Source organism: Burkholderia glumae LMG 2196 = ATCC 33617 (assembly GCF_000960995.1).
GTDB classification, from domain to species: Bacteria; Pseudomonadota; Gammaproteobacteria; order Burkholderiales; family Burkholderiaceae; genus Burkholderia; species Burkholderia glumae.
The window spans coordinates 531,320-557,298 of record NZ_CP009434.1; the positions used below are offsets into that span (position 1 = coordinate 531,320).

The window sequence follows — 25,979 nt, forward strand, 5'->3', positions numbered from 1 at the left end:
CGGCGCTCAGGCGGCGTCGATCGGCTGGTCCGGGGCCGACAGCGGGCGCCGGCCCGACTGCTCGCCGTGCGTACCGGCGTGGCTGCCCGTGTGCGGCGCATCGGGCAGCGCCGGGCCCGCGTCGATCAGCTTGAGCAGGTAGTAGATGCCGGTGCCGAACACGAGGAAGTAGACCAGCACGAACGTCATCAGCGACAGCCCCACCTGCTGCGTGCTGAGCGGCGAGGCGGCATCGGCGGTGCGCATCACGCCGTACACCACCCACGGCTGGCGCCCGGCCTCGGTCGTGATCCAGCCGGCCAGCAGCGTGACGAAGCCGCTCGGCCCCATCACCAGCGCGAGCCGGTGGAACCAGCGCGCCTCGTACAGGCGGCCGCGCCGGCGCAGCAGCCAGCCCGCCAGCGCGAAGCCGATCATCGCGAAGCCGAGCGCCACCATCACGCGGAAGGTCCAGAACACCAGCGTCGAGTTCGGGCGATCCTCGGGCGCGAAGCTCTTCAGGCCGCGGATCTCGCCGTTCCAGCTGTGCGTGAGGATCAGGCTGCCCAGGTGCGGCACCTGCAGCGCATAGCGCGTGGTCTCGGCCTGCATGTCGGGGATGCCGAACAGGTTCAGCGCGGTGCCGCCCGGCTCGGTGTCCCACAACCCCTCGATCGCGGCGATCTTGGCCGGCTGGTACTTGAGCGTGTTGATGCCGTGCTGGTCGCCGACCACTGCCTGGAGCGGCGCGAGGATCAGCAGCAGGCCGAGCGCCATCGAGAACATGGTGGTGACGCTCTTGTCGCGGCGGCCCTTGAGCAGATGCCAGGCGCCGGTGGCCGCCACCACCAGCGCGGCGACGATGAATGCCGCGATCGCCATGTGGGCGAGCCGGTACGGGAACGACGGGTTGAAGACGATCTTGAACCAGTCGGTCGGCACCACGCGGCCGCCGACGATCTCGAAGCCCTGCGGCGTCTGCATCCAGCTGTTCGAGGCGAGGATCCAGAAGGTCGAGATCAGCGTGCCGATCGCCACCATCAGCGTGGCGCCGAAGTGCGCGCGCGCGCTCACGCGGTTCCAGCCGAACAGCATGATGCCGAGGAAGCCGGCCTCCAGGAAGAACGCGGTCATGACCTCGTACATCAGCAGCGGGCCGGTGACGGCGCCGGCGAAGCTCGAGAAGCCGCCCCAGTTGGTGCCGAACTCGTAGCTCATCACCACACCGGAGACCACGCCCATGCCGAACGCGACCGCGAAGATCTTCGACCAGTAGAGGCAGAGCGTCTTGTAATGGGGCAGGCCCGTTTTCAGCCAGCGGTATTCGAGCACGGCAATGAAGCTCGCGAGCCCGATGCTGAGCGCGGGGAACACGATGTGGAACGAGACGGTGAAGGCGAACTGCAGGCGGGCCAGATCCAGGGCCGAAAAAGCGGTTTCCATGAGCGTTTGACCGGGAACGTGCGACGGCCGCGAGCGGTTGCCGGGCGGCCCTCCCGTGGCCGCGCGATGCGCTGCGGCAGCGGGGATGCACGCAGTATTGCGAGCAGGATCGGCGTCCGAAATGTGCCAACTCGTCGCACTCAGAGTCGCTGCATTTCCTGTTCCCAATCAATATTGAGATAAAGCATTGATATAAATCAAAAAAGTTCGAGTTCGGGTGCGTGCGTCGAAATGCGGTTGTCTGCCGCACCTGCGGCAATCAACCGCTGCGTAGGGCGCGCGAGGACGACAGGCGCGATGCCGCGCCGATTGTTTCCCCGCGTTACGAGCGAATTCAAGGCACACCAATTCGCGCGGTTTTGCCACGCCACGATCACGAATGTAACGGTCCGCAAAATCGCTGCGCAGACTCGTAACGGACGGCGTGCGGCCGCCGGGTAGCGTCTCGGGTATCGACAAGACGCGGGGCAGCGACCCCGTTTTTCCCGGAGCGTGAAGTGAGCAAACTGAAAATCGTGCTCGGCGTCGCGGCGCTTGCCGCCGTGAGCGCCACGAGCGCCGCCCAGGCGGCGCGGGTGGGGGTGTACATCGGCCCCGGCTGGGGCGGCTACTGGTATCCGCCACCCGTCTATTACGCGCCGCCGCCGGTGGTTGCGGTGCCGCTCGATCCCGGCCCGCCGCCCGAATATGTCGAGCAGGGCGGGCCGCCGGCCGAGGCCGCCGGCGCGCCGCCGCTCGATCCCGGCTCCTGGTACTACTGCAGCGCGTCGAAGCGTTACTACCCCTACGTGAAGACCTGCCCGTCAGGCTGGCGCGAAGTGCCGGCCCGCCCGCAATGACCATGACGAGAACACCGATGAGATTCGAAATTCGCCGCGGCGGGCGCTGGGCGCTCGCCGCCGCCGCGGGTGCCGGCCTGCTCGGCGCCTGCGCGATGGTGCCGCCCGGGCCCAGCGTGATGGCGCTGCCCGGCACCGGCAAGACGTTCGACCAGTTCCAGGTCGACGACGGCAACTGCCGCCAATACGCCGCCCGCCAGGTGGGCGGCGTGTCGTCGGATCAGGCCGCCGCCGCGAGCGCGCTCGGCAGCGCGGCGGTAGGCACCGCGCTTGGGGCGGCCGCCGGCGCGGCCTTCAACGGCGGCCGCGGCGCGGCGATCGGCGCGGGCGCCGGGCTGCTGGCCGGCAGCGTGGTCGGCATGGGCAGCGCGCAGGGCTCGGCCTACGACGTGCAGCGCCGCTACGACTCCGCCTACCTGCAATGCATGTACGCGGCCGGCGACCGCGTGCCGGTGCCGGGCCGCGTGCGCAGCCGCGACGACGAGGGCTACGGCGGCGGCTATGGAGGTGGTGGCGGCTATCGCGGCGGTCCCGCGCCGGGCGGCTACACGCCGCCGCCGCCGCCCGACATGCCGCCGCCGGACTGACCGGGCGCGGGCCGGCGCCTGCCGATGCCGCGCCTCATGCCGGGCGCCGCTATCGCGGCGCATCCGTCGTGAAGGCATGCCGAAGATTCGGCATGGCCGCGATGCATTTTGCCGATCCACGACCACCTCATCGATAAAGTTTGATCCCGCTCAAATTCATGGCGGTTCCGGCGCTATAGCGTGACGAAGCTGTGTCGTTATCTCGTTTGGCGATCCGCGAATATGCGCCGTATGTCCTGGCTTGGTAACGATGCGTGCGCAAGGGCGGTGCAGTCGAAGTAGCGGGCGATTCGGCGGAGAATCGCCGGCCGCCGGGTTCGCCGATCCGAGGTGGCTTTCCCGATGTATTGCGCGGCCCGTTCGCTGCCGGGCCGAAGCGAGATACCGGGGAAATGAAAGGCGATCGCGTCGCCGCCGTGAGAGGTGCCCTGCTCTGGCCGCATGCGCGCGCAAACGGAAAACGGCGAATACACGATTCCCGTTTTGATAATCTCAATTTTCGAGAGAACCTTCGCGAGATGGAAGATTCTTTAATACACCCGTTGAAGCTGGTCAGCCTTACCACGCGTCTCTACACGCGCGTCGTCGACCGGCCGTTGCGCGGACTTGGTTTCGCGATGAGCCAGGTGCCGGTGCTGAGCCTGCTCAAGACGGCGGGAGCGCTGTCGCAGGCGGAACTCGCGCGCCGCATGCAGGTCGAGCAGCCGAGCATGGCGCAGCTGCTGAACCGCATGGAGCGCGACGGGCTGGTCTGCCGCGTGGCCGATCCGGCCGACAAGCGCAGCCGCCTGATCTCGCTGACCAACGATGCCGATTGCAAGCTGCCCGACGGCAAGGCGGTGCTCGACGAGGCGAGCCGCGTCGCGCTCGACGGCTTCAGCGACGACGAGCGCCGGCAGCTGGCCGGACTGCTCGCGCGCATGAACGCGAACCTCGATCGCGTGATTCAGACCGACGGCCTCGACCGCGCCACCTGCTGCTGCGCGGAAGAGGCGCACGCCGCCTGAACGGCGTGCGCGGCGCGGCCTGCCGATGACGGCGGCCGTCCCGCCGGCTGGTCCGTGCCCGATATCGCTCGGAAAGGGCGCGGCGGCACGCCGGATTGCGTACACTCGGTTTTTCCCGCCACCACGACGGCCGCACCGGCCTGCCGGCCCGGCCGACACCGAGGACGCATTTCATGATCGATCTACGTAGCGATACCGTGACTCGCCCGAGTCAGCCGATGCTGGCCGCGATGAGCGCCGCCGAAGTCGGCGACGACGTCTGGGGCGACGATCCGACCGTCGCGCGCCTGCAGGCTGCGGTCGCGGAACGGGCCGGCAAGGAAGCGGGCCTGTTCTTTCCGAGCGGCACGCAGAGCAATCTTGCCGCACTGATGGCGCATTGCGCGCGCGGCGACGAGTACATCGTCGGCCAGCAGGCGCACACCTACAAGTACGAGGGCGGCGGCGCGGCCGTGCTCGGCAGCATCCAGCCCCAGCCGATCGACAACGCCGCCGACGGCACGCTGCCGCTCGACCGCATCGCCGCCGCGATCAAGCCGATCGACAATCACTTCGCCCGCACGCGCCTGCTCGCGCTCGAGAACACGATCGGCGGCAAGGTGCTGCCGGCCGGCTATGTCGGCGAGGCGACCGCGCTCGCGCGCCGCCGCGGCCTGGCGACCCATCTCGACGGCGCGCGCGTCTGCAATGCCGCGGTCGCCTCGGGCAAGCCGCTCGCCGAGCTGTGCGCGCCGTTCGATTCGGTGTCGATCTGCTTCTCGAAGGGGCTCGCCGCGCCGGTCGGCTCGGTGCTGGTCGGCAGCCGCGCGCTGATCGAGGTGGCCAACCGCTGGCGCAAGGTGCTCGGCGGCGGCATGCGCCAGTCCGGCGTGCTCGCGGCGGCGTGTCTGTATGCCTTCGATCACCACGTCGAGCGGCTCGTCGACGATCATGCCAACGCCGAGCGGCTTGCCGCCGGCCTCGCGCGGATCGACGAGGTGAAGGTGCTGTCGCAGGCCACCAACATGGTGTTCGCGCAGTTCCCCGACGCCGATTGCGCGCCGCTCGAAGCCTGGCTGAAGGCACGCGGGATACTGACGCAGATGCTGTACGCCTCGCGCTTCGTCACGCATCGCGACGTGTCGGCCGACGGGATCGACACCTTCGTCGAGGCCGTGCGCGCCTATTTCGCGCAGAAGGCGCGAGCGGCCTGAATGGCCCCACGGGATGGCTGACGGGCACCGCGCGTGCCGGTGCGCGGCGTGATCGAGCCGCGCGAGTCCGGTCCGCCGCGAGGCCCGCTTCGGCGAGATTGCGCCGCTCGGCGCCGAGGCCCGCGGTTGCCTCGATGCGGGCGGGCCCCGCGCCTCGCGCCGCGCGTTCACGCAGCCGGCCCGCGCCGTGCCGGCCGTTCGGGCCGGCACCATCAGCGGCGGCGCGCCGCCATCGTGGCGATCGCGCATGGGCGGCAAGGCGCCGCCGGCGCATGAGCGGCTCTCGGAGCCCGGAATTCTCCGGTTCGAACGTCGGGCTCGTTGCGGCTGGCTCGGTGAGAGGTGCACCTGGCTGGCGTGGCCTCGCCTCGCCATGGCCGCGCTGACCAGCGAAAGACGATCGGCAAGCGAGGCTGATAGATGGGAAGGCTTACCCTTGCTGTCCGACGCGGCTCGGCTCGGCTCGGCTCGGCTCGGCTCGGCGCGGCGCGGCTCGGCGCGGCTCGGCTCGGCTCGGCTCGGCGCGGCGCGGCGCGGCGCGCGCAAGGCAACCGGCCGCGATCTTATTCGCAACTAACGGTCTGACCGGCCGGCGTTCGCGGCCACTGCGGCGGGTGGCCCGCCCGCGATGTCGCCAAGGCTGGCAGGGGGCGGCCGGCCTGGGTGACGAGGGAAGAACGGGAAAACGAAGCGAGCGCTGCGGCGGGGGGCAGCGCGCGCACTGCCGGGGCGTGAAACGGCTGGCGGCCGGCGGCCAGCCGCCGGGTGGATCAGCGCTTCGCCGGTGCCGGCGAAGGTGCCGCAGCCTGAGCGGCCTGCGCGGCGCGAATCGCCTGCGCGACGCGGTCGAGGAAGGCCGGATCGACGCTGACCACGGCTTCCCGCGTGCCCTCGGGCGTCTCGACCATCAGCCGGTGCGTGACGTCCTGCGAGGACCACGTCAGCCAGCCGACCACGATCAGCATCGCGCCCACCACGATCGCGGCGCTCGACGCATGGAGCAGGCCGGCAACGAGTCCGGTCACGCCGAGCAGCGAAATCGCGACCGGCACGATCCAGTCCTTGTCGACGGTCACGACCTCGACGCCGCGGATGTCGCGCAGCGCGAACACCAGACCCGCGCAGGACAGACCGTGGCGATTGACCGAGACGCCCTGCTCGTTGAATGCGTTTTCCATGATGACATGCCCGGTGGAAAACGGGGAGCGTAGCAGAATTCCCGCCGGATCTGCCCGAAAAAGCGACACGGCGGAATGACCGCGATCAGGGATGCGCCTCGTCGCGCCGGTCCGGCGCGGTGCTCAGAGCAGCGAGGCGCCGTCCTCGTAGAGCCGGCCCGGCACATGCGAGGCCACGGCTTCCGCGATTTCGATGTCGGTGCTTTCGGCCGGGACGATGCGCCGTCGCGCCGGGGCGTCGAGGTGCATGGTCCATTCGACGAGCCGGTAGGGGCGGCCCCATGGCCGCTGCATCGCCACCGACACGCGGCAACTCTGGACCGGATACGCGTGCTCGCGTGTCAGGATCGTCGGGAGGTGGCTGAACACGATATCTTCAATCATTGTTTCCTCCAGTCCTGTTCCGCCCGGGGGCGATGGCCGTCCGGCGCGCGGGCAAAAAAAACGCCGCCGATGCTCAGGCGGCCAACAGGGGGGGTGAGAGGATGCTCTCAATCCAGAATTAAATGAAACTTAAAGCGCAAAAAAAAACGTCCCGCCGAGAGGCGGGACGTTCTGCCGTCGCACTGCGCGAGTGAAGCAGATGCTTAGAACTTGTGACGGATACCGATGCGGGCGGCGACCTGGTTCTTCGAACCCGAGCCCGAGGTGTTGAAGTAGCCGGTGCTCGAGCCGATCTGCGCTTGCACGCCCCGGCCCGAAGCCTGCTGGTAGACCACCAGGCCGTAGACGTCGGTGCGCTTGCTCAGGGCGTAGTCGACCGTGCCGTTCACCTGGTTCCAGTGGTACGACTGGCTGTTCTGCGTCGCGTTCGAGTACGTGTAGCCCACCGCGCCCGACAGCGCCGGCGTCAGGGCGTACTTCACGCCCGCTTCGTAGGCGTTGTACTTGGTGCCGAACGAGTTGATCGCGTCGAACTGCGTGTTCGTCCACAGCAGCCATGCCGTTGCCGGGCCCCAGACGTAGCGGCCGCCGACGCCGAACGTGCGCAGGTCACGCACCGTGCCCGTGCCGATATTCGCGATCGTGGTCGAGAAGGCCGGCGAGGCCTGTGCCGGGAAGCGGATGTCCGTATAGGCCGCGCCGATCGACGCCGGGCCGTTCGCGTAGTTCAGGCCGAAGCTGTACGCGCGCGACGAACCGGCCGTCGTGGTCGTGCCGGCCGTCGTCGAGTTCGCGCCGGCGAACGCGCCGGCCTGGTTCGAGAAGCCGTACAACGCGCCGAACGTGAAGCCGTAGTAGTTCGCGCTCTGGAACTTGACCGAGTTGTTGATGCGGCTCGAGGTCAGCTGGTCGATGTCGTTGACGTGGTAGGCGTAGTTACCGACGACCGTGTTGCCACCCGTCGAGTAGTTCGAGCCGAGGATGTCGGTCGAGAACGAGTACTGGCGGCCGAACGTGACCGTGCCCATGTCGTTCTTCGACAGGCCGACGTAGGCTTGACGACCGAACATCGCACCGCCCTGGCCCAGCGTGCCGTTGCCGCTGTTGAAGCCGTTCTCGAGCACGAAGATCGCCTTCAGGCCGCCGCCCAGATCTTCCGTGCCGCGCAGGCCCCAGCGGCTGCCTTGCGCGACGCCGTCGTCGTACTTGAACAGCTTGCTCGAGCCGCCGGCGGCGTTCTTGCTGTGGTTAACGTAGCTGATACCCGCGTCGATGACGCCGTACAGCGTGACGCTGCTTTGTGCGTGCGCGGCGCTTGCCGTCGCGGCCAGGATGGCGGTGGTCAACAGTTTCTTGTTCAAAGCAATCTCCGAGCGAAATAAAGGTATGCGGTTCCGCGCTCTTGAGGGCGTCTTGAAGGGAACGGGGCGAACTGTATCGGCGCGCGGGGAAGCGAATATGACAGCCGCGCTTATCGTGCAGACCTGTCGCGCCCGCGCCACAGCCGCGCCCGGCGGTTGCACCCGCAACGAATATGACGGCCGCGCGTCTGCTTTTGAGCGGCGGCGCGCCGGCGTGCGCGGCCGCGATCAATCATGATTACGCCCTGAAGGGCGGGCTCGCGCGTCGAGGAGGAGATCGAGGATCAGAAGCGGCGGACTTGCGCGAACCCGATCGCGCTGCGCGCGCAGGATCGCGCCGGCGTGCCGAGGCGCGGGGCGGCCGCCAGCATCGAGCGCGCCGCGCCGTGCCGCGCGGCGGCGGCCGGCGTCAGGCCGACAGCAGCGAGCCGCTGCGAAACGGCGTCGCGCCGGCGATGCGCGCCACTTCCATGCCGGCCGTGGCGAAGCGCACCACCTGGCGCGCGTAGAGCACGCCGCGCACGCTGGCCTTGAGCGTGACGACGCGGTCGGTCAGCGGATCGACGATGTCGGCGATTTCCTGGCCCGGCTCGACCACGACGCCCACCGGCGTGCGGAACACCAGCACGCCCGACACCGGCGCGACCAGCGGCTCGGTGCCGGCGAGCGGCGTGGCCGGATGCGCGAGCGGCGGCAGCGGCGCCGCGGTGCCTTCGATCGAACCGCGCAGCGTCAGGAACTCGACGATCGCCTGGGCGTCGCGCTGCGCGAGCTCGTAGCTCACGTCGCGCTCGCTGCGCAGCTCGACGGTGACCGAGATCGCGCCGTTCGGGATCGGGAAGCGGCTGCCGAAGCGCTCGCGCAGCTCCGACCAGCAGAAGCTGTGCACCTCGTCGAACGGGTTGCCCACCGAGTTCAGCGCGAGCAGCGAGGCCTGCGCGCCGAGATAGCGCGCGAGCGGCTCGACGTCCTGCCAGAGGTCCGGGTTCGTGTAGAGATGCATGACCGCGTCGTTGTCGCAATGCAGGTCGAGCACCACGTCGGCGTCATACGAGAGGCGTTGCAGCGCGAGGCGCTGCGAGTCGAGCTCGGTGCGCGGCTTCTGCTCGTCGAGCGCCTCGCGCATCGCCTCGCGCACCGCCAGCAGGTTGCGCGCGGGGTCCGCCGTCAGCCGGCCCTCCACGCGCGGCATCACGAGCGCGGCCAGATCGTGGAAATTGCGGTTGAAGTTCTGCATCGAGCCGAGCTCGAAGCGCCCGAGATGGTCGCCGAACACGTGTTGCGCGAGGCCGATCGGGTTCGGCACCGGCACCACCACGATCTCGTCGCGCAGCTTGCCGGCCGCCTCCAGCGTGGCGAACTGGCGGCGCAGCAGCGTGGCCACCAGCATGCCGGGCAGCTCGTCGGCATGCAGCGACGACTGGATGTAGATCTTTTTCCCGCTGCGCGGACCGTAATGGAAGCTGGTGAGATGGCGCTCGGTGCCGAGCGCGGGGGAAATCAGCGGATGGGTCAGCGTTTGCATGATCGGGGAGCGGGCGGCGGTGCCGCGGCGCGTTCGTTCGAGACGGGGAACGACGATTGTACGTTGCGCGGGGCCGCCGGGTGGAATCGGGCGCCGGCCCGGGGCCGGTCGCGGCGCGCGGCACGGCGGCGGGGGCGCGGCGCCCGCGCCAATGACAACGGGCCCCGCAGGGCCCGTCGGCGCACGCGTCGAGGCGGTGCTTACTTGCCGTAGACGTCGAAATCGAAGTACTTCTTGGCGATCTTGTCGTAGGTGCCGTCCTTGCGCATCGCGACGATCGCGCCGTCGATCTTCGCCTTCAGGTCGGTGTCTTCCTTGCGCAGGCCCACGCCGGCGCCTTCGCCGAGCGTCTTCGGATCGTCGATGTCGCCGCCGGCGAACGCGTAGCCGGCGCCGCGCGGCGTCTTCAGGAAGCCGATCTCGGCCTGCACCGCGTCCTGCAGCGTGGCGTCGAGGCGGCCCGAGAGCAGGTCGGCGTAGACCTGGTCCTGGTTCTGGTACGGCTGGACGTTCACGCCCTTCGGTGCCCAGTAGGTCTTCGCGTAGGTTTCCTGGATCGTGCCCTGCTCCACGCCCACCGTCTTGCCCTTCAGCGAGGCGGCCGTCGGCAGGATGTTCGAGCCCTTCTTGGCGACGAGGCGCGTCGGCGTGTTGAACAGCTTGTCCGAGAAGGCGATCTGTTCGGCGCGTTGCGGCGTCATCGACATCGACGACAGCACGCCGTCGAACTTGCGGGCCTTCAGCGCCGGGATCAACCCGTCGAAGTCGTTCTCGACCCAGACGCACTTCGCGGCGATGCGGCGGCAGATTTCATTGCCCAGGTCGATGTCGAAGCCGACCAGCTTGCCGTCCGCGCCCTTCGATTCGAACGGCGGGTAGCTCGCGTCGACGCCGAAGCGCACCGTCGACCAGTCTTTTGCGTAGGCGCCGCCTGCCGACACGGCAAGCAGGGCAACCGTCAGGGCCGCCAGAACTTTTTTCACTATGACTCCTCGTTGTACGTGGTTTGCGCGCGGTCGTGCCGCAGTGCGCTTCGCCCGGCGCCGCAGCGGCCGGGCTGACTCGGACCCCCGCCCGATATGGACGAGCGTTCGCGGAAGATTACCAAGACAAAAAGCCGTGCGGGCTCCTAGGACAAGCCCGGATAGCCCGACTTGCCCTGCGCGCCCCGCGTCGCCAGGCTTGGCGCGCATTTTGTTGCGAATTCGGAAATGATGTGGGTGGGGTGGGGCGAAAATGCGCCGGAACCCGGCTGGAATCGGCACTGAACGGCCGGTATCGGGTGCCGGGCGGCTCGTGAGTGCGACCGCATGCCTCAATCGAGCGCGTCGGCGGCCGCCTGTTTCAGACCGGCCGCGAACTGCGCCACGGCTGGTGTCGGCAGCCAATCGCGCCGCGAAATGATCGACGGCGCGTAGGCCGGCAGCGTCTTCCCGATCGCGGCGATGCGGATGCCGGGCGGCGCGACCCTGTCGGCGAGCGGCGTGGCCAAGCAGCCGATCAGGTCCGGGCGCGATACCGGCCCGAGCGTGACCGAGCGTGACCGAGGGCGACGAGGGCGCACGTAGCCGCCGCGCCGGCAGCGGCAGCCCGTGGCTGACGAAGCTCGACATCATCGTGCTTGCGGGAAAGCGCCGGCGTCCACCGTCACGCCCCATTCGGCGTCGAGCGGTTCGGCGAGGCTGCGCGCCTTCGAGCGGGTGCCCGGCGCGCATCACGATCACGAACCCGGTGGACAGCAGCGGCATCTGCGTGAACTCGCGGTCGAGTGCGGGCAGAGGGTGGTTCGCGGCGATCGCGGGCGCGCCGTTGCCCGGCTGCGCGAGCGCGTCGCGCATCGTCGCGCGGAGCTGTTGCGCCGCCCGCGGCAGCGCATGCTCGACCTCGCCGATCGTGGGCGTGATGGCCGGCTGCGTGACGCCGAGTGCGCGCGCTGCGGCGTGCGGGCTGCGATGATGCGCGGCGGCCATCTAGGCCTGCCGCTGCACGAGCTTCAGGAGGGGGCGAATGCGTGCCGTTGAAACGGTCCGCAGCAGTGTTGCAGCCTCAGCGCGAACGGGCGCGAACGGGCGCGAACGGGCGAGACGGGCTCCTCGCGCGCGGCCTGCGCGGCGCGGTGCCGGCGAGGCTTGATGCGACGCAGAGAGCCGGTGCGCGGACCCGCCGGTTTCGACACGCGCCGGCTACGCTGAGCGCTGCCTGGCGGCACGCATTAGTTTTTCCGATTTCCGGCAATCAATTAAACCTATTTCCGCTCGGCGGGCGCAGCCATTAGTATTCACGGACAATCCGGCCTTCATCCCCACGGGCCGTCGAGCGTTTGCGATCAAAGGAGAATACAGATGTCGACTCAGACGAAGTGCCCGTTCAACCACACAGCCGGTGGCGGCACGTCGAACCGCGACTGGTGGCCGAACCAGATCAACCTGAAGATCCTGCATCAGCACTCATCCCTGTCCGACCCGATGGACGAGGGCTTCAACTACGCCGACGCCTTCAACAGCCTCGACCTCAACGCCGTGAAGCAGGACCTGCGCGCGCTGATGACCGTGTCGCAGAGCTGGTGGCCGGCCGACTTCGGCCATTACGGCCCGTTCTTCATCCGCATGGCATGGCACAGCGCCGGCACCTACCGCACGGCCGACGGCCGCGGCGGCGCGGGCGGCGGCCAGCAGCGTTTCGCCCCGCTCAACAGCTGGCCCGACAACGTGAGCCTCGACAAGGCACGCCGGCTGATCTGGCCGGTCAAGCAGAAGTACGGCCGCAAGATCTCGTGGGCCGACCTGATCGTGCTGACCGGCAACGTCGCGCTCGAATCGATGGGCTTCAAGACCTTCGGCTTCGCGGGCGGCCGCGAAGACACCTGGGAGCCGGACGAGGACATCTACTGGGGCAGCGAGACGACCTGGCTCGGCGACAAGCGCTATAGCGGCGACCGCGAACTCGAGAACCCGCTCGCGGCCGTGCAGATGGGCCTCATCTACGTGAACCCGGAAGGCCCCAACGGCAACCCGGACCCGCTCGCCTCGGCGCGCGACATCCGCGAGACCTTCGCGCGCATGGCGATGAACGACGAGGAGACGGTCGCGCTGATCGCGGGCGGCCACACCTTCGGCAAGACCCACGGTGCCGGTGATGCCTCGCACGTCGGGCCGGAGCCGGAGGCCGCGCCGCTCGAACAGATGGGCCTCGGCTGGAAGAGCAGCTACGGCACGGGCTCGGGCGCGGACGCGATCACCAGCGGGCTGGAGGTGATCTGGACGTCCACGCCGACCAAGTGGAGCAACAACTTCTTCTGGAACCTGTTCGGCTACGAGTGGGAGCTGACCAAGAGCCCGGCCGGCGCGCATCAGTGGCAGCCGAAGGGCGGCGCCGGGGCGAACAGCGTGCCCGACCCGTTCGACAAGAACAAGCGCCGCGCGCCGTCGATGCTGACCTCCGACATCGCGCTGCGTGCCGATCCGGCCTACGAAAAGATCTCGCGCCGCTTCTTCGAGAACCCCGACGAGTTCGCCGACGCGTTCGCGCGCGCCTGGTTCAAGCTGACCCATCGCGACATGGGTCCGGTGTCGCGCTACCTCGGGCCGGAAGTGCCGAGCGAGCAGTTGCTGTGGCAGGACCCGCTGCCCGCGCGCGACTACGCGCTCATCGAGGACGAGGACGTGACCGCGCTGAAGGCGAAGGTGCTGGCCTCGGGCCTGTCGGTGTCGGAGCTGGTGTCCACCGCCTGGGCCTCGGCCTCCACGTTCCGCGGCTCGGACAAGCGCGGCGGCGCCAATGGCGCGCGCATCCGCCTCGCGCCGCAAAAGGACTGGGAGGCGAACCAGCCGGCGCAGCTCGCCAAGGTGCTCGACGTGCTCGCGAAGATCCAGGCCGATTTCAACGGCTCGGCCGCGGGCGGCAAGCAGGTGTCGCTGGCCGACCTGATCGTGATCGCCGGCAACGCGGGCGTCGAGCAGGCCGCGAAGACGGCCGGCTTCGTGATCACGGTGCCGTTCACGGCAGGCCGCGTCGATGCGACGGCCGAGCAGACCGACGCGGAATCGTTCGCGGTGCTCGAGCCGGTGGCCGACGGCTTCCGCAACTACCTGAAGGGCAAGTTCACCATCCCGGCCGAGAAGCTGCTGATCGACAAGGCCCAGCTGCTGACCCTGACGGCGCCGGAAATGACGGTGCTGCTGGGCGGCCTGCGCGTGATCGGCGCGAATGTGGGCGGTGCGAAGCACGGCGTGCTGACCGATCGTCCGGAAGCGCTCACCAACGACTTCTTCCGCAACCTGCTCGACATGAGCACGGAGTGGCGGCCGGTGTCGGAGGCGAACGACGAGTACGAAGGCCGCGACCGCGAGACGGGCGCCGTGCGCTGGACCGGCACGCGCGTGGACCTGGTGTTCGGCTCGCACGCGCAGCTGCGTGCGATCTGCGAGGTCTACGCGAGCGAGGACTCGCAGCAGAAGTTCGTGCGCGACTTCGTGGCGGCCTGGACCAAGGTGATGAACCTCGATCGCTACGACGTGAAGAAGTGAGCGCCACGCAGTGAACGTGTAAGATGCGCCGGGCCGGCTGGCCCGGCCGCATGCCACGGCCGGGCCGGCTGGCCCGGCCGCATGCCACGCGGCGGCCGATCCGGGGATCGGCCGTTTTTTATTTCGAGCGCCCGCGCGGCGCGACGCCCCATGACGAATGCCATGCCCGCCTGGATCGAGGTGCCGATCCGCGACGCGCTCGTGCGCGGCGCGTTCGAGCTCGAGCCGACCGCACGCGGCGTCGTGCTGCACCGCCTGCCCGCCTGGGCGCGCGCGCAGTGCGCCGATCCGCAACTGACGATGGTCGAGGCGCAGCCCTCGGGCGTGCGGCTGGTGTTCCGCACGCGCGCCACGCGCCTCGAACTCGATACGCTGCCCACCCGCTACCGCTATGCCGGCGTGCCCGCGCGGCCGCCCGGCGTCTACGACCTGCTCGTCGACGGCTGCCTGTTCGCGCAGGCCAGCGCCGAAGGCGGCGAGCACGTGGTGCTCGACCCCGGCGGCGGGGCCGCCACGCACCAGGCGGGGCCGGCCGCCACGCTGCGCTTCGCGGGCCTGCCCGCGCACCACAAGCGCGTCGAGATCTGGCTGCCGCACAACGAGACGACGCGGCTCGTCGCGCTGCGCGCCGATGCGCCGCTCGAGGCGATCGATGCGCGCGACGACGGCGCGCGCCGCGTCTGGCTGCATCACGGCAGCTCGATCAGCCAGGGTTCGAACGCGGCGAGCCCCACCGGCATCTGGCCGGCGCTGGCCGCGGCGGCGGCCGGGGTCGAGCTCGTCAACCTCGGCTTCGGCGGCGGCGCGCTGCTCGATCCGTTCGTCGCGCGCACCATCCGCGACGCGCGTGCCGACCTGATCAGCCTGAAACTCGGCATCAATCTCGTCAATGCCGACCTGATGCGGCTGCGCGCGCTCGCGCCTGCCGTGCATGGCTTTCTCGACACGATTCGCGACGGCCATCCCGACACGCCGCTGCTGGTGGTGTCGCCGATCTATTGTCCGATCCACGAGGACACGCCGGGGCCGGGCGCCTTCGATCCGGCCGCGCTGACGGCCGGCCAGCTGGCGTTTCGCGCGAGCGGCGACCCGGCCGAACGCGCGGCCGGCAAGCTGACGCTGACCGTGGTGCGCGACGTGCTGCGCCGGGTCGTGCAGCAGCGCGCGGCCGACGACGCGCGGCTGTTCCATCTGGACGGCCTGGACCTGTACGGCCGCGACGACTTTGCCGAACTGCCGCTGCCCGACCGGTTGCATCCCGATGGCGCCGCGCATCGCCGGATCGCCGAGCGCTTTACCGCGCGCGTGTTCGGCCGCGGCGGCGGGTTCGACGCGTAAGCGCCGCCGCGCGGCTCGCTCAGAAGCTGACCACGGTCCGCACGCCGGCCACGAACGCGTTGCCGATCGCCCTGACCGTGCCGCCCGCCGGGGCGTCGTACCCGCCGCCCGGCCGCACGATGTACTGCAGGTCGCCCTGCAGCGTCCACCACGGCGCCACCTGATACTGATAGGTCGCCTCGAAGACGGTTTCATTCACGCGGCGCGGTCGTGCCAGATCGCTCGTCACGCCGTCCACGTTCAGCGTCGCATTGGTGTAGCCGAGCGCGATGCCGGCCGTGTCGTTGTCGCGTCCCGCGAACGGCGCCTTCAGCGAGACGCCGGCCTGCGCGGAGAAGTCGATCGGGTTGCGGTCGTCCGGCGCGCCCATCACGCGCACGAACACGCCGAGCGCGCGCGACGGGTTGGCCGCCGAGCGCCACACCATCTGATCGGCGATCGCATAGGCGCCGTAGTCGCCGCGATGCGTGCGGGCGATGCCGTTCGAGCCCGGCGCCGCCAGCGAGCCGCCGCTCGTGTCGACGTGCGGATCGGCGAACGCGCCGCTCAGATACCAGACGCCGAGCTTGTAGGTGCCCGGCAGGCCATCGGGCTGCGCATCGGGCGCGCCCGCCGGCTGGCCGTTGAGCGCGTATTGCAGCTCGCCGATCCAGAGCGCGCCGTCGTGCAGGTTGAAGTTCGTGCCGTGCGGGTTCGCGCGCTGCGCGTCGGCCTGCCCGAGTCCGCCGGGATAGCCGTCGAACACGCCGGCCAGCAGCGTCAGCGCGCGGGTCGGCTGGGCCTTCACGCGCACGCCGAGCGCCGACAGCGGATAGGCCGGGCCGCCGCCCGGCAGATCGGCCGACGGCAGGACCGGCCAGCCGAACGTCGCGTTGATGAAGGTGCTGGCGGTCTGGCTGACCATGAACTCCTGATCGACGCTCTGCTGCCCGAGGCGGACATCGGCCGCGCCGCCGGCGATCGATTGCCCGTACCACAGCTCCCATAGCCGCGTGCCCGCTTCCGCCTCGATGCCGCTCGCGCTCTGTAAGGCCGACAGCGCGCGCGAGCTCAGGTTGGTGCCGTGGATCTGCAGCGCGCTGACGTTGAAGGTGCCGCCGGCCAGCCCGAACAGCTTGCTCGTGTCCACGCTCAGCGCGGCCTGGGTCAGGCCGTCGTAGGCGCCGACCCGGCGCGTGCCGCCGGCGAGGTTGCCCAGGTATTCGCTGGTCTCCTGCAGCGTGAACGTGATGCCGTGGTTGCCGAGCGCGCCGCGCAGGCCGCCGAGGTCGCCTAACAGCGTCGCGCGCTGCCACAGCCCGTCGGCCGGCGTGGCGCCGCCGGCCGGGGGCGGCGTGCCGGGCGCATCCTGCGCGCAGGCGGCGGCCTGCATGGCGGCGCAGGCCGACACGAGCGCGGCCGATGCGGCCGCGCGGCGCAGCGCGGCCGGCGATGCCGCGAGCCGGCATGGCGGTAACGCGCACTGGAGATGACGGACGAGTGTTTTCATGGCTGGTAGGGGAACGCAGGTTTTTGTTTGACGAATGACAGCAGCGGTGCTCAACCCGCTAGTGTCGGCGGCTGTCGTGACGGATTCGGGACGGCGAGCGCCGGCTCGTCGCGGGCCGGCATCCCGGTCTGCCGGTCATGACAGGATTGGCCGCCGCTGGCGGGCGGCCAGGGCGGTGCGGGCGGCTCGGCGGCCGGCCAGCCGCACAGCGCGTCGTCGCGCTGGCGCAAATAGGAATGCGAAACAAACAGGAACTGCTTCACGTACATCGAATCCTCCGGCCGGCTGGCTCGGGTGAATCGCGAACGAACGCGATCCTGCCGTCGCGCGGCGGGCGCGACGGACGACGGGATGGAAGCGGGCGGCGGAACGGACCCGGGACGGGTTCGCAAGGCGCGCGCTGCTCGAATCACACGGGCAGCGGCGACAGAAGACTGTGGTCGCTAGCGCGTGCGGTGGCTCAGGTCGCCGGTCGGGGCCGGCGGACAACTGTCGCTGCTAGGCATGGTTACCGTTGATTTCTCGGAAGTGAACGGGCGAGCCCGTGGCGGCGCTTCGCGCATGGCGTGCGTATCGCGTGCGTTGCTGCCGGGCACGGCGGATTCTATGCTCCGAGGCGCGAAGCGTGCAACAGGAAAATCACGTGCCGTGGCTCGGCTGCCGCGCCGCGCGGGGCCGGCATGCGCGATGGCCGCCGGCGTATCCGCGGCACGCGGCGCGCGCCAGAACCGCGCCGCCAGCACTGCCACGAGCAGTTGCGCCGCGACGACGAAGGCGATGCAGCCGGCCCAGCCCCAGCGATGCCAGGCCGGTATCGGCAGCAGCGAGCCGAGGCTGCCGCCGAGGTAGTAGCACGACAGGTAGAGGCCGATCGCGGTGGAGCGCGCGGCCGGCGCCGCCTGCGAGACGAACGCGTTGGCGCAGGCCTGCTCGACGAACACGGCGGTCGAGCCGAGCGCGAGCCCGAGCAGGATCACGGTGATCTGGCCGGACAGGGTCAGCAGCGCGCCGGCGACGGCCAGCGCCGCGGCGCCCAGCGCGAGCTCGCGCGGGCCGCGGCGGCCCGCCATGCGCCCCGCGAGCGGCGTGACCACCACCGCCACCAGGAATACCGCGTAGATCGCGCCGATCCCGAAGGTCGTGAAGCGGAACGGCGCGCCGGCGAGGCGCAGCCCGACGAACGTGAACGTGGCGACCTGCGAGGCCAGCACGCAGGCGCCGAGCGCGAACGACGCGAGCAGCGCGGGGCGCGTGACGAGCCGCCATGGGCGCGGCGCGGCGGGGCCGGGCGCGGGCGGCGGCGCGGCGGCGGGCAGCCAGGCGTGGATCGCGAGACCGGCGGCGAGGCATAGCAGCGCGACCAGGTCGAGTGCGTGGCGCCAGCCCAGCAGCGCGGTCAGCGCATTCGTGACGAAGCGCCCGGCGAAACCGCCGAGCGTGGTGCCGGCCACGAACAGCGCGCCGACCTCGGTGGCCGCGGCCGGGCCGAACAGCTCGCCGATGTAGGCGATCGAGATCGCGAAGATGAACGGCACCAGCGCGCCGGCCGCGAAGCGCGCGGCCAGGAACGCGCCGAAGCCGTCCGCGTGCGCGCAGCCGAGCGCCGGCAGCGCGACTGCGATCGCCGCCCACGCGATCACGCGGCGGCGCGCGAAGCGCGCGCTCAGCGTGCCGGCGAACGGCGCGATAATGGCGACGGCCAGCGTGGTCGCGCTCACGCCCTGGCCGGCCCGCTCGGCGCTCACGGCGAAAGCCGCGGCCAGCTCGCGCAGGATGCCCTGCGTCGAATAGAGATTCAGGAAGGCCGCGAAGCCGCATAGGAAAAACGCGGCGCGAGTCGTCGTCTTGTCGCTCATGGAAACGCTATGTCCCGTCAGGTCCAGCCGACAGTCTGACGACGCCGCGCGGCGCGCGCCAATACCGTTTTCGTCGCCGTTGATACCGGAACCACCACCATGCTCGACCTGCGCCGACTCCGTTACTTCGTCACCGTCGCCGACGAGCTGCATTTCGGCCGCGCGGCGCAGCGCCTGCGCATCGCGCAGCCGCCGCTCACGCGCCATATCGCGGCGCTCGAGAGCGAGCTCGGGATTCGCCTGCTCGAACGCTCCACCCGCGCGGTGCAGATCACGCGCGAGGGCGCGCTGTTCCTCGAACGCGCGCGCGCCGTGATCGAGGCGGCCGGCGAGGCCGAGGCCACCGCGCGCAAGCTCGCGCAGGGCATGATCGGGCGCATCGTGATCGGCTACGCGAGTTCGATCCCGATGTCGGACGCGTTCTCGAACCTGGTGCGCGATGCGGGCAAGGCGATGCCCGAGATCGAACTGGTGTTTCGCGAGGCGCCGACCACGCACCAGCGCCAGCAGATCGCCGACGGCGCGCTCGACCTCGGCTTCGGCTGGGCGATGGCTGCGACGCGGCCCGGGCGGACGGAGCCGGTTGCTTCGGCCGACCAGCCGCTGCGCTCGCGGGTGCTGTCGCGCGAGCCGCTGGTGGCCGCGGTGCCGGCGCACGGCGAGCAGGCGCGGCGCGGCGCGCTCGCGTTCGAGACGCTGGCGGGCGAGACCTTCGTCACCTTCGTGCCGGAACACGGCTCCGCGCTGAACGCGGCGCTCGACACGCTGGCCGCGCGGGCCGGCTTCACGCCGCGCTGCGGCGCCACCGCCTCGCAGATCACCACGCTGGTGTCACTGGTGGCCGCCGGGCGCGGCATCGCCATCGTGCCGGGCTTCACCGCGGCGCTGCAGCGCCCCGGGGTGGCCTACGTGCCGCTCGCGGCGGCGCCTCTGATGATCGAACAGACCGTGACGTGGCGCGAGCCCTGCGCGGCCGGTTGCGTCGCGCGCTTCGTCGAACTCGTGGACGCGGTCGCGCCGGATCGTGCCGGCGGCCCGGCCGGTCGGTGAGGCAGCCCCGATGCCCCCTGGGCTTGCTCGTCACGGCCGGCGCCGTCGGCGGCGCCGGCGCGACGAGATCGAGCGGGCTCGGCCAGCCCGTTTGCCGAAGGCGGCAGCCGGCGTGCCCTGCCCCGTCGCGCCGGCCGTCGGCGCGGCGCGATTCGGCAGGGCCTCGAACGCGGCGCGCCGTTAGTCCGAATCGGCCAGATACGGCGAGCTGAACTTGCGCGGCGGGAACAGCGGCGCGCCCGACTGCGGCGTGAAGCTGTAGCGCAGGTAGACGGCCGCGAGCCACTCGCGATACTGGTAGGCGTTGCCGTACGAGGCCATCGCGCCCACCGCCACCTGCGGCGCGAGCTGGTACTCGCCGCTCGCGTACAGCGAGTACGAGAAGCTGGTCTTGCTCTGCCCCGGGTAGACGGCGTTCGAATCGAGCACCAAGGTGGGATTGGCGGCAGTCGCGGCGTTGCGGTTGGCGGCCGCGCTGCTGTCCAGGCCCGGGTCGAGCGGGAAGTAGCGCGCCGCGTTCTGGCGGTAGTGCTGCAGTCCGGCCGAGCCCTTGAGGTCATAGGTGAACGGCCCGCTGCGGCCCGCGTATTCGAGCGGAATGTTCAGGATCACGTACTGCTGGGGACTGAAGTAGCCGCCCTGGCCGTAGGTGAAGTACGACTGGTTCTTGTCGAAGCTCATCCAGGTCGCGTTCACGCCGGCCGTCAGGGTCTGCTGCGCGTCCTTGTACAGACGCGTATAGAAGCCGCCGCCCGCCTTGCCGCCGATGTTGTTCGCGACGTGATGGCCGGCGTAGTACATCAGCTCGCCGTTCACGTAGAGGCCGTTGGTGCCGTCGTCCCAGCCGAGCGCGGCGCGCCCGCCCGACTTGGTCACGCCGCCCCACTGCTGGCCGGTGGCGGCGTCGCGCGCGCCGGCGTAGGACAGCAGGCTGTCGGTGACGGCGCGGCGCGTGACCGCGAGCGAGTACGACACCTTGTCGTTGAAGCCGCCGTGGTACTCGAGGCCGCCCACCGCGGTCTGGTAGCGGAAGCCCACCGGCGTCGAGCCCAGGTCGGCCTTGATCGACTTGGTTTCGTAGCCGAGCGACACGCCCACCCCCATGGCCGTCTGCGAGCCGTAGCCGCCGGCGGGCGAGGCGGTCTGCGAGAGACCCGAGCCGAACCGCGCGTGGGTCGGGATGTCGTCGACGCCGGTGCCCGAATCGAGCGTGACCGGGGTGGCCGTGATCACGAGGTGGCCGTTGCCGGCCTTGATGCGGCCTTCGATCGGCGCCTCGATGTCGTTGAGCGTGGAGAGCCCGTCCTCGCCCGCGCGGTTGCGTAACACCAGGCCGGCCGATACCGAGCTTGACTGTTCGCGGTTGATCGCGGCGAGCTCGTCGGCCACGCCCACCGTCTGCGGGTTCGCCGACGGCTGCGGCGCCGCCTCGGCGGCGACCGCGGCCGGCGCGTAGGGCTGGGCGTAGCCGGCGGGCGGCGGCGGAATGTAGTCCGGCCCCTGGGCCGGCTGCGGATACGGCGGCTGCGGGTTGTACGCCGGGTAGGGCTGCCGGGCGTAGCCGTTTGGCGCGTAGGCCGGCTGCTGCGGATAGCCGCCCTGCGGATAGCCCCCCTGCGGGTACGGCGGCGCGTAGCCCTGCTGCGGGTACGGCGCATAAGCTGGCTGCGCATCGCCCGGTTGCGGATAGCCGCCCTGCGCGTAGGCCGGCTGCTGCGCGGCGCGATTCGCCCTGGCCGGCCTGCGCGCGGCGCCTCGCTTGGCGGCCGGCTGGCGGTAGGCGTCCCGCTGGGCAGCCTGCGCGGCCGGCGACATCGGCCACGGCGCCGGCGCGTAAGACTGCGGCGCGTAGGCGGGCGGCGGGTTAGCCTGCGCGGCGTAGCCCTGCTGCGGATAGCCCTGCTGCTGCGCATAGCCCTGCGGCGCGTAGCCCGGTTGCCGATAAGCCTGCTGCGGGTAGCCGCCTTGCGGCGGGGCGTATTCCTGCTGCGCATAGCCTGGCGCATCGGGCTGCGCCGGCGCGCCGGGCGCGTACTGCGAATACGGCTGCAGCGGCCGCGCGGCCGGGCCGCCCGATTCGCCGCCCGCGGCGGCGGCCGGCCCGTAGCCGGCGCTGTCCGCGGCGCCGGCGGCGCCCGCCGACGCGGCCGGTGCCCGGCTGCCCGGGGTGACACCGGCGGGCGCCCGGTAGGGCGCGACGTAGGGCGCGGGGTGCGCGGCAGGCAGATAGGCAGGCACGATCGGTACGGGTGACGAAGGAGTAAACGACGACGGAACGGCGGGCGCGTAGGTATTGGCGGCCGCGGCGGCGGCCGCGCCGGCCGAATCCGGCGCGCCGGTGGTGTCGACGGCGGCGCGGCCCTCGAACGGATTGGTGCCGGGCAGCGGGTTCGCGCCGAGCGGGCGGCTCAGCGCCTCCCAGCCGCGCGGCACGTTCGCCACGGGCCCGGCGGCGACGCGCCCGGCGGGCGGCGTCGAGCTCGCCACCAGCGACTGCTTCAGGTAGCGCGCGGCCAGCGTCAGGTTGCCTTCGGCGCGATACATGCGGCCCACCGCGGCCAGCGTGCCGGGGTCGTCGGGGGCGCCGGCCAGCGCGAGCTTCGCGATCTGCTCGGCATAGCGCCACTGCTTGGCGCCCGTGGCCGCGTAGAGCGTGGCCAGTTGCAGGCCGTGATCGTCGGCGCGGCGCGCCAGCGCGATCCGGTAGCAGGTCAGCGCGTTGGCCGGATCGCCGGCCGAGGTGTAGAGCCGGCCGAGCGCGGCCTGCAGGTCGGGGTTGTCGGGCAGCGCCGCGAGCCACGGCGCGATCACCGCGTAGGCGCTCGCCAGGTCGCCGCTGGTGCGCACCAGATCGGCGCGGCGCACCACGATCGCGAGATCGATGCGGTCCAGCTCGGCACGCTGCTCGGCGTTCAGCGGCATGGCGTGCAGGCGCTGCATCTGCTCGCCGAGCAGCGCGTCCTGGTGGCTCGCGAACAGCAGGTTGGCGTACTGCAGGCGCAGGCCGGCGTCGGCCGGCGCGGACGCCATCGCGCCCTGCACCAGCGCCATCGCGCGGCCCGTGTCGCCGGCGGCCAGATAGGCGCCCGCGAGCTGGCCCAGCAGCGCCGGGTTGCCCTGCGCGACCGGCTCGGCCGCGCGCAGCAGCGCCATCGCCTGGCCGGTCTGGCCGCGCCTGACCATCTGCATCGCGAGCTCGGCCTGCTGGCCGAGCCAGAGCCGGTGCTGCAGTTCGCCCATCGCGGCGCTGCGCTTGTCGGCCGGCACCCGTTCGAGCAGGCGCAGGCCGTTGCCGTAGTCGTGGGTCTGCTCGGCGAGCAGCGCGCCCGCGTACTGCGCATCGACCATGTCGGGATGCTCGGCGAGCAGGCCGTCCATCATGCTGCGCGCCGATGCGACCGCGCCCTGGCGCACGTAGATGCGCGCCAGGTCGAGCCGCAGCCACGGATCGTCGGCGTCGCCGACCAGCGCCTCCTCGAACAGGCTGCGCGCGCGGCCCAGGTCGCCCTGGGCCTCGGCCGCGCGCGCCTGCGCGGCGAGCGCGGTGCCGCGCAGCCTGTCGAGGCCGCCCGCGCTCGCCTGCTGCTCGGCGGTGAGCTGGTTGGCGAACTGCAGCGCCTCGTCGCCGCGCCCCTGCGCCGCGAGGGCGCCCACCAGGCCGCGGATCGCATCGGGATTGTCGGCCTGGCGGCGCAGCGCCATCCGGTAGGCCTGCTCGGCGCCGCGCGGATCGTGGTTGCCGAGCAGCAGCTCGCCGAGCATCAGCTCGCCGCTGACTTCCGACGGGTCGAGCGCGATCGCGCGCTCGAACAGCGACTTGGCCTTCGCGGGGTCGCCGTTGCTCTGCGCGCCGAGCGCCTCGCTCGTGTAGGTCCAGTAGGTGGCGCTCTTGAGCGCCTCGCGCCAGCGCGTCGGATCGCCCGTGCGCGAGGCGCGCTCGAGCGCGTCGCGCGCTTCGCGGAAATGCTCCTGCTTCAGCTCGACGATGCCGAGCCCGCCCAGGGCGTCGCTGTCGTTCGGCGCGCTGCTCAAGACCGCGGTGAAGCGCGCCCGCGCGGTGGCCAGATCGTTGCGGTCGAGCGCGGCGAAGCCCTCGCCCACGGCGCGGCCGCGTGCGTCCTGGGCCTGCTCCCGGGCGCTGCGCTGGCTGCCGGCCTGCCCCTGCATGACCATGCTGTCGTAGCGCGCCTTCACGGCCGAATCGTTCGGCGCGAGCTTCAGGTAGGCGTCGAACATCGGCTGGTCGGACGGCCGCGCGGCCAGCCATAGCAGCGCCTGGCGCCAGCTCTCGCGCGCCTGCTGCCCGACCTTGGCGTCGTCGGCGAGCTGCTGCAGCCGCGCGATGCCCTCGCGGCGCGTGACGTCCCGGTAGGTCAGGTGCTGCGCGTAGGCGAGCGCGTAGCGCGGATCGTCGGGATTCTCGCGCGCGAGTGCCTCGAGCCCCTTGCGCGCCTCGTCCCAGCCGCGCGGCGTGGCCGAGAGCGCCTGGTAATACTCGAGCCGCAGCTCGGGCGTGGCGGGCGCGCCGCTCATCGCCTTCTGGTACTGCTGCACGGCCGAGGCGCTCTGTCCCGACTGGGCGAGGCGGCGCGCGTCGTCGATGGTCTGGTCGCGCGGCGTGGACTGGCCGAGGCGCCGCCCCAGCTCGTCGATGCCGGGCGTGTTCGGCGCGCTGCGGCGCAGCCGTTCGAGATAGGACGCGGCCTGGGCGCCTTCCTTGCGGTCGGCCATCACCATGCCCATGCCGAGCAGCGCGTCGGGCTGCTTCGCGTCGATCCCGAGCACCTTTTTCCAGGCCTGCTCGGCCAGGTCGCCGCGGCCGTGCGCCTGCCAGTAGCGGCCCTGATCGATCAGGGCCTGCAGCGCGGGGTCGGCGGCGGCCGCGGCCGCGCGCGGGGCGTGGGTGAAGGCGCCGGCGGCCAGCGCGAGCGCCAGCAGCAGGGCGGGGGCGCGCGCCGGCGCGCGCCGGACGGCCTGAGCGCGTTTCATCGGCATGCCTTGCTCCAGGCCGGCACCAGCCGGCCGCTCGCGTCGAAGTGGTAGCGGCCGGCCACGGCGCCCGCGCCGAACAGGCCCAGCACGCGGTCGTAGTAGACCGGCTCGTGGCCCGGCACCTCGCCGTCGAGCGCGGTCAGGCGCGAGCGTGCCAGCGCGAGGCCGCGCGTGTCGCCGAGCGCGGCGAAGTACGGCGCGAGCGCGCCCCAGTAGCTGAGCGGGCCTTCGCCGCTGCCGACGCCGGTCGCCACCGCGACCTTCTCGGGCGGCACGCCGGTCTGCGCCACGCGCGCGGCCATCCCGCGCACGGCGTCGAGCCAGGGCTTGGCGAGCGGATCGGCCGGATTCGCGAGGCCGGCCCACAGATAGACGCGGATCGCGTCGTAGCTGCCGAGGTCGCCGGTCTTCGGATCGACCACCACCTGGCCCGCGCGCCAGGCCGCCCAGTCGGGGGCGAAGCCGTGCGGCGAGGCGCCGGCCACCAGCTTCAGGCCGTTGCTCGCGAGCGCGTTCCACGGGTCGCCGCCGAGCTGGGTGGCGAGCCCGCGCAGCACCGGCAGCGGCAGGTAGCTCGGATTCAGGCGCGTGACGTCGCCGTTGACGAAACCCTGCGGGCCGGGCAGCAGCATCGGGCCGAGCCCGGCGAGATCGACCACCTCGCGGCGCACGACCTGCGCGGCCAGCGCGGTGCCGAGCGCGGTGTAGTCGGGCACGTGCCAGAGGCGCCCGGCCTCGAGCAGGTCGTAGGCGATCCAGAGGTCCGAGTCGGATGCCGAGTTCGGATCGAGCACGCCCCACGCGCCGCCCTTGCGGCCCCACAGCCAGGCGGGCAGGCGCACGTCGCGCGCGCTGAAATGGCCGCCGGCCAGATTCTCGCGGATCCAGCCGAGGATGCGCTCGAAGTTGTCGCGATCGTTGGCCACCAGCGCGAAGAACAGGCCATACGACTGGCCTTCCGAGGTCGACTGCTGAGCCGGGGTGGACGCGTCGAACACGCGGCCGTCGGGCTGCACGTTGCGCGCGATGAAGGCGCGGTAGGCGCTCCAGTCGCCGCAGCGCGCGGCGGCCGGCTGCGGGTGGGCCGCGGCCGGCGGCGCGGCCTCGACATGGCCGGCGCCGGCCGCGCCGAGGCAGGCGCCGAGGCCGGCCACGGCGGTGGTCAGTGCGGCGAGCGGGCGCCGCGCAGGACGTGGGCGGCCGCAGCCGCGCTGGAACAGGACACGCATCGC

At 71.4% G+C, this 25,979-nt stretch carries 18 protein-coding genes and 1 pseudogene; 7 read left to right on the top strand and 12 right to left on the bottom strand.

The window, feature by feature from the left end; genetic code table 11:
- Nucleotides 1-6: 6 nt before the first annotated feature.
- Nucleotides 7-1,422, bottom strand: coding sequence for a cytochrome ubiquinol oxidase subunit I (locus KS03_RS03625; protein WP_015878131.1), 1,416 nt, complete (start codon nucleotides 1,420-1,422; stop codon nucleotides 7-9).
- A 497-nt stretch (nucleotides 1,423-1,919) separates the two neighbouring features.
- Here KS03_RS03625 and KS03_RS03630 point away from each other — a divergent pair, with 497 nt between their 5' ends.
- The 4 genes from KS03_RS03630 (at nucleotide 1,920) to ltaE (ending at nucleotide 5,048) form a co-directional block, all read left to right on the top strand.
- Nucleotides 1,920-2,261, top strand: coding sequence for a hypothetical protein (locus KS03_RS03630; protein WP_015878130.1), 342 nt, complete (start codon nucleotides 1,920-1,922; stop codon nucleotides 2,259-2,261).
- A gap of 17 nt (nucleotides 2,262-2,278) precedes the next feature.
- On the top strand, nucleotides 2,279-2,848 hold the full coding sequence (locus KS03_RS03635; RefSeq protein WP_015878129.1) for a YMGG-like glycine zipper-containing protein: 570 nt from the start codon (nucleotides 2,279-2,281) through the stop codon (nucleotides 2,846-2,848).
- A gap of 518 nt (nucleotides 2,849-3,366) precedes the next feature.
- Nucleotides 3,367-3,855, top strand: a complete 489-nt coding sequence (locus KS03_RS03640; protein WP_015878128.1) for a MarR family winged helix-turn-helix transcriptional regulator — start codon at nucleotides 3,367-3,369, stop codon at nucleotides 3,853-3,855.
- A gap of 173 nt (nucleotides 3,856-4,028) precedes the next feature.
- Complete coding sequence (gene ltaE, locus KS03_RS03645) at nucleotides 4,029-5,048, top strand: low-specificity L-threonine aldolase (protein ID WP_015878127.1); 1,020 nt, start codon at nucleotides 4,029-4,031, stop codon at nucleotides 5,046-5,048.
- Between the two features lie 770 nt (nucleotides 5,049-5,818).
- Here the strand turns inward: ltaE and KS03_RS03650 are convergent.
- The 6 genes and pseudogenes from KS03_RS03650 to KS03_RS32605 all read right to left on the bottom strand — a co-directional run bounded on the left by KS03_RS03650 (nucleotide 5,819) and on the right by KS03_RS32605 (nucleotide 11,466).
- Nucleotides 5,819-6,226: a DUF6232 family protein gene (locus KS03_RS03650; RefSeq protein ID WP_015878126.1), complete on the bottom strand. Its 408-nt coding sequence runs from the start codon at nucleotides 6,224-6,226 to the stop codon at nucleotides 5,819-5,821.
- A gap of 123 nt (nucleotides 6,227-6,349) precedes the next feature.
- Nucleotides 6,350-6,610, bottom strand: coding sequence for a DUF2866 domain-containing protein (locus KS03_RS03655; RefSeq protein WP_015878125.1), 261 nt, complete (start codon nucleotides 6,608-6,610; stop codon nucleotides 6,350-6,352).
- A gap of 203 nt (nucleotides 6,611-6,813) precedes the next feature.
- Nucleotides 6,814-7,971, bottom strand: coding sequence for a porin (locus KS03_RS03660; protein ID WP_015878124.1), 1,158 nt, complete (start codon nucleotides 7,969-7,971; stop codon nucleotides 6,814-6,816).
- Between the two features lie 409 nt (nucleotides 7,972-8,380).
- Nucleotides 8,381-9,496, bottom strand: coding sequence for a succinylglutamate desuccinylase/aspartoacylase family protein (locus KS03_RS03665; RefSeq protein WP_015878123.1), 1,116 nt, complete (start codon nucleotides 9,494-9,496; stop codon nucleotides 8,381-8,383).
- A 200-nt stretch (nucleotides 9,497-9,696) separates the two neighbouring features.
- Nucleotides 9,697-10,479: an ABC transporter substrate-binding protein gene (locus KS03_RS03670; protein ID WP_015878122.1), complete on the bottom strand. Its 783-nt coding sequence runs from the start codon at nucleotides 10,477-10,479 to the stop codon at nucleotides 9,697-9,699.
- 332 nt (nucleotides 10,480-10,811) lie between these two features.
- Nucleotides 10,812-11,466: pseudogene (locus tag KS03_RS32605) on the bottom strand (LysR family transcriptional regulator).
- Between the two features lie 372 nt (nucleotides 11,467-11,838).
- On the opposite strand from KS03_RS32605, the gene katG reads away from it, so the two are divergent.
- Together katG and KS03_RS03685 are read left to right on the top strand one after the other, a co-directional pair.
- The gene (gene katG, locus KS03_RS03680; protein WP_015878121.1) at nucleotides 11,839-14,022 is read left to right on the top strand and encodes a catalase/peroxidase HPI; all 2,184 of its coding nucleotides are present in this window, start codon (nucleotides 11,839-11,841) and stop codon (nucleotides 14,020-14,022) included.
- A gap of 150 nt (nucleotides 14,023-14,172) precedes the next feature.
- Nucleotides 14,173-15,360 (top strand): SGNH/GDSL hydrolase family protein, encoded by a 1,188-nt coding sequence (locus KS03_RS03685; RefSeq protein WP_015878120.1) that lies wholly within the window; start codon nucleotides 14,173-14,175, stop codon nucleotides 15,358-15,360.
- Between the two features lie 19 nt (nucleotides 15,361-15,379).
- On the opposite strand, the gene KS03_RS03690 is transcribed toward KS03_RS03685, so the two are convergent.
- The 3 genes from KS03_RS03690 to KS03_RS03700 all read right to left on the bottom strand — a co-directional run bounded on the left by KS03_RS03690 (nucleotide 15,380) and on the right by KS03_RS03700 (nucleotide 18,705).
- Nucleotides 15,380-16,849 carry a carbohydrate porin gene (locus KS03_RS03690; RefSeq protein ID WP_015878119.1) on the bottom strand — a complete coding sequence of 490 codons (1,470 nt, stop codon included), beginning with the start codon at nucleotides 16,847-16,849 and terminating at the stop codon, nucleotides 15,380-15,382.
- Between the two features lie 50 nt (nucleotides 16,850-16,899).
- A complete protein-coding gene (locus KS03_RS03695; protein WP_127913879.1) occupies nucleotides 16,900-17,112 on the bottom strand; it encodes a hypothetical protein in 213 nt (70 codons plus the stop codon).
- Between the two features lie 180 nt (nucleotides 17,113-17,292).
- A complete protein-coding gene (locus KS03_RS03700; RefSeq protein ID WP_015878118.1) occupies nucleotides 17,293-18,705 on the bottom strand; it encodes an MFS transporter in 1,413 nt (470 codons plus the stop codon).
- A 99-nt stretch (nucleotides 18,706-18,804) separates the two neighbouring features.
- On the opposite strand from KS03_RS03700, the gene KS03_RS03705 reads away from it, so the two are divergent.
- Nucleotides 18,805-19,755 carry a LysR family transcriptional regulator gene (locus KS03_RS03705; protein WP_015878117.1) on the top strand — a complete coding sequence of 317 codons (951 nt, stop codon included), beginning with the start codon at nucleotides 18,805-18,807 and terminating at the stop codon, nucleotides 19,753-19,755.
- Between the two features lie 180 nt (nucleotides 19,756-19,935).
- On the opposite strand, the gene KS03_RS03710 is transcribed toward KS03_RS03705, so the two are convergent.
- The gene (locus KS03_RS03710; protein WP_045678724.1) at nucleotides 19,936-24,750 is read right to left on the bottom strand and encodes a cellulose biosynthesis protein BcsC; all 4,815 of its coding nucleotides are present in this window, start codon (nucleotides 24,748-24,750) and stop codon (nucleotides 19,936-19,938) included.
- A complete protein-coding gene (bcsZ, locus tag KS03_RS03715; RefSeq protein WP_015878115.1) occupies nucleotides 24,741-25,976 on the bottom strand; it encodes a cellulose synthase complex periplasmic endoglucanase BcsZ in 1,236 nt (411 codons plus the stop codon). Before bcsZ ends, KS03_RS03710 begins: the two co-directional genes overlap by 10 nt.
- Between the last annotated feature and the right edge of the window lie 3 nt (nucleotides 25,977-25,979).

What these genes read in the sequence shown, in the direction of transcription:
- KS03_RS03625 (WP_015878131.1), bottom strand. Translation starts at nt 1,422, where the DNA reads ATGGAAACCGCTTTTTCGGCCCTGGATCTGGCCCGCCTGCAGTTCGCC.
- KS03_RS03635 (WP_015878129.1), top strand. Translation starts at nt 2,279, where the DNA reads ATGAGATTCGAAATTCGCCGCGGCGGGCGCTGGGCGCTCGCCGCCGCC.
- KS03_RS03640 (WP_015878128.1), top strand. Translation starts at nt 3,367, where the DNA reads ATGGAAGATTCTTTAATACACCCGTTGAAGCTGGTCAGCCTTACCACG.
- ltaE (WP_015878127.1), top strand. Translation starts at nt 4,029, where the DNA reads ATGATCGATCTACGTAGCGATACCGTGACTCGCCCGAGTCAGCCGATG.
- KS03_RS03650 (WP_015878126.1), bottom strand. Translation starts at nt 6,226, where the DNA reads ATGGAAAACGCATTCAACGAGCAGGGCGTCTCGGTCAATCGCCACGGT.
- KS03_RS03655 (WP_015878125.1), bottom strand. Translation starts at nt 6,610, where the DNA reads ATGATTGAAGATATCGTGTTCAGCCACCTCCCGACGATCCTGACACGC.
- KS03_RS03665 (WP_015878123.1), bottom strand. Translation starts at nt 9,496, where the DNA reads ATGCAAACGCTGACCCATCCGCTGATTTCCCCCGCGCTCGGCACCGAG.
- katG (WP_015878121.1), top strand. Translation starts at nt 11,839, where the DNA reads ATGTCGACTCAGACGAAGTGCCCGTTCAACCACACAGCCGGTGGCGGC.
- KS03_RS03685 (WP_015878120.1), top strand. Translation starts at nt 14,173, where the DNA reads ATGACGAATGCCATGCCCGCCTGGATCGAGGTGCCGATCCGCGACGCG.
- KS03_RS03690 (WP_015878119.1), bottom strand. Translation starts at nt 16,849, where the DNA reads ATGAAAACACTCGTCCGTCATCTCCAGTGCGCGTTACCGCCATGCCGG.
- KS03_RS03700 (WP_015878118.1), bottom strand. Translation starts at nt 18,705, where the DNA reads ATGAGCGACAAGACGACGACTCGCGCCGCGTTTTTCCTATGCGGCTTC.
- KS03_RS03705 (WP_015878117.1), top strand. Translation starts at nt 18,805, where the DNA reads ATGCTCGACCTGCGCCGACTCCGTTACTTCGTCACCGTCGCCGACGAG.
- KS03_RS03710 (WP_045678724.1), bottom strand. Translation starts at nt 24,750, where the DNA reads ATGCCGATGAAACGCGCTCAGGCCGTCCGGCGCGCGCCGGCGCGCGCC.
- bcsZ (WP_015878115.1), bottom strand. Translation starts at nt 25,976, where the DNA reads ATGCGTGTCCTGTTCCAGCGCGGCTGCGGCCGCCCACGTCCTGCGCGG.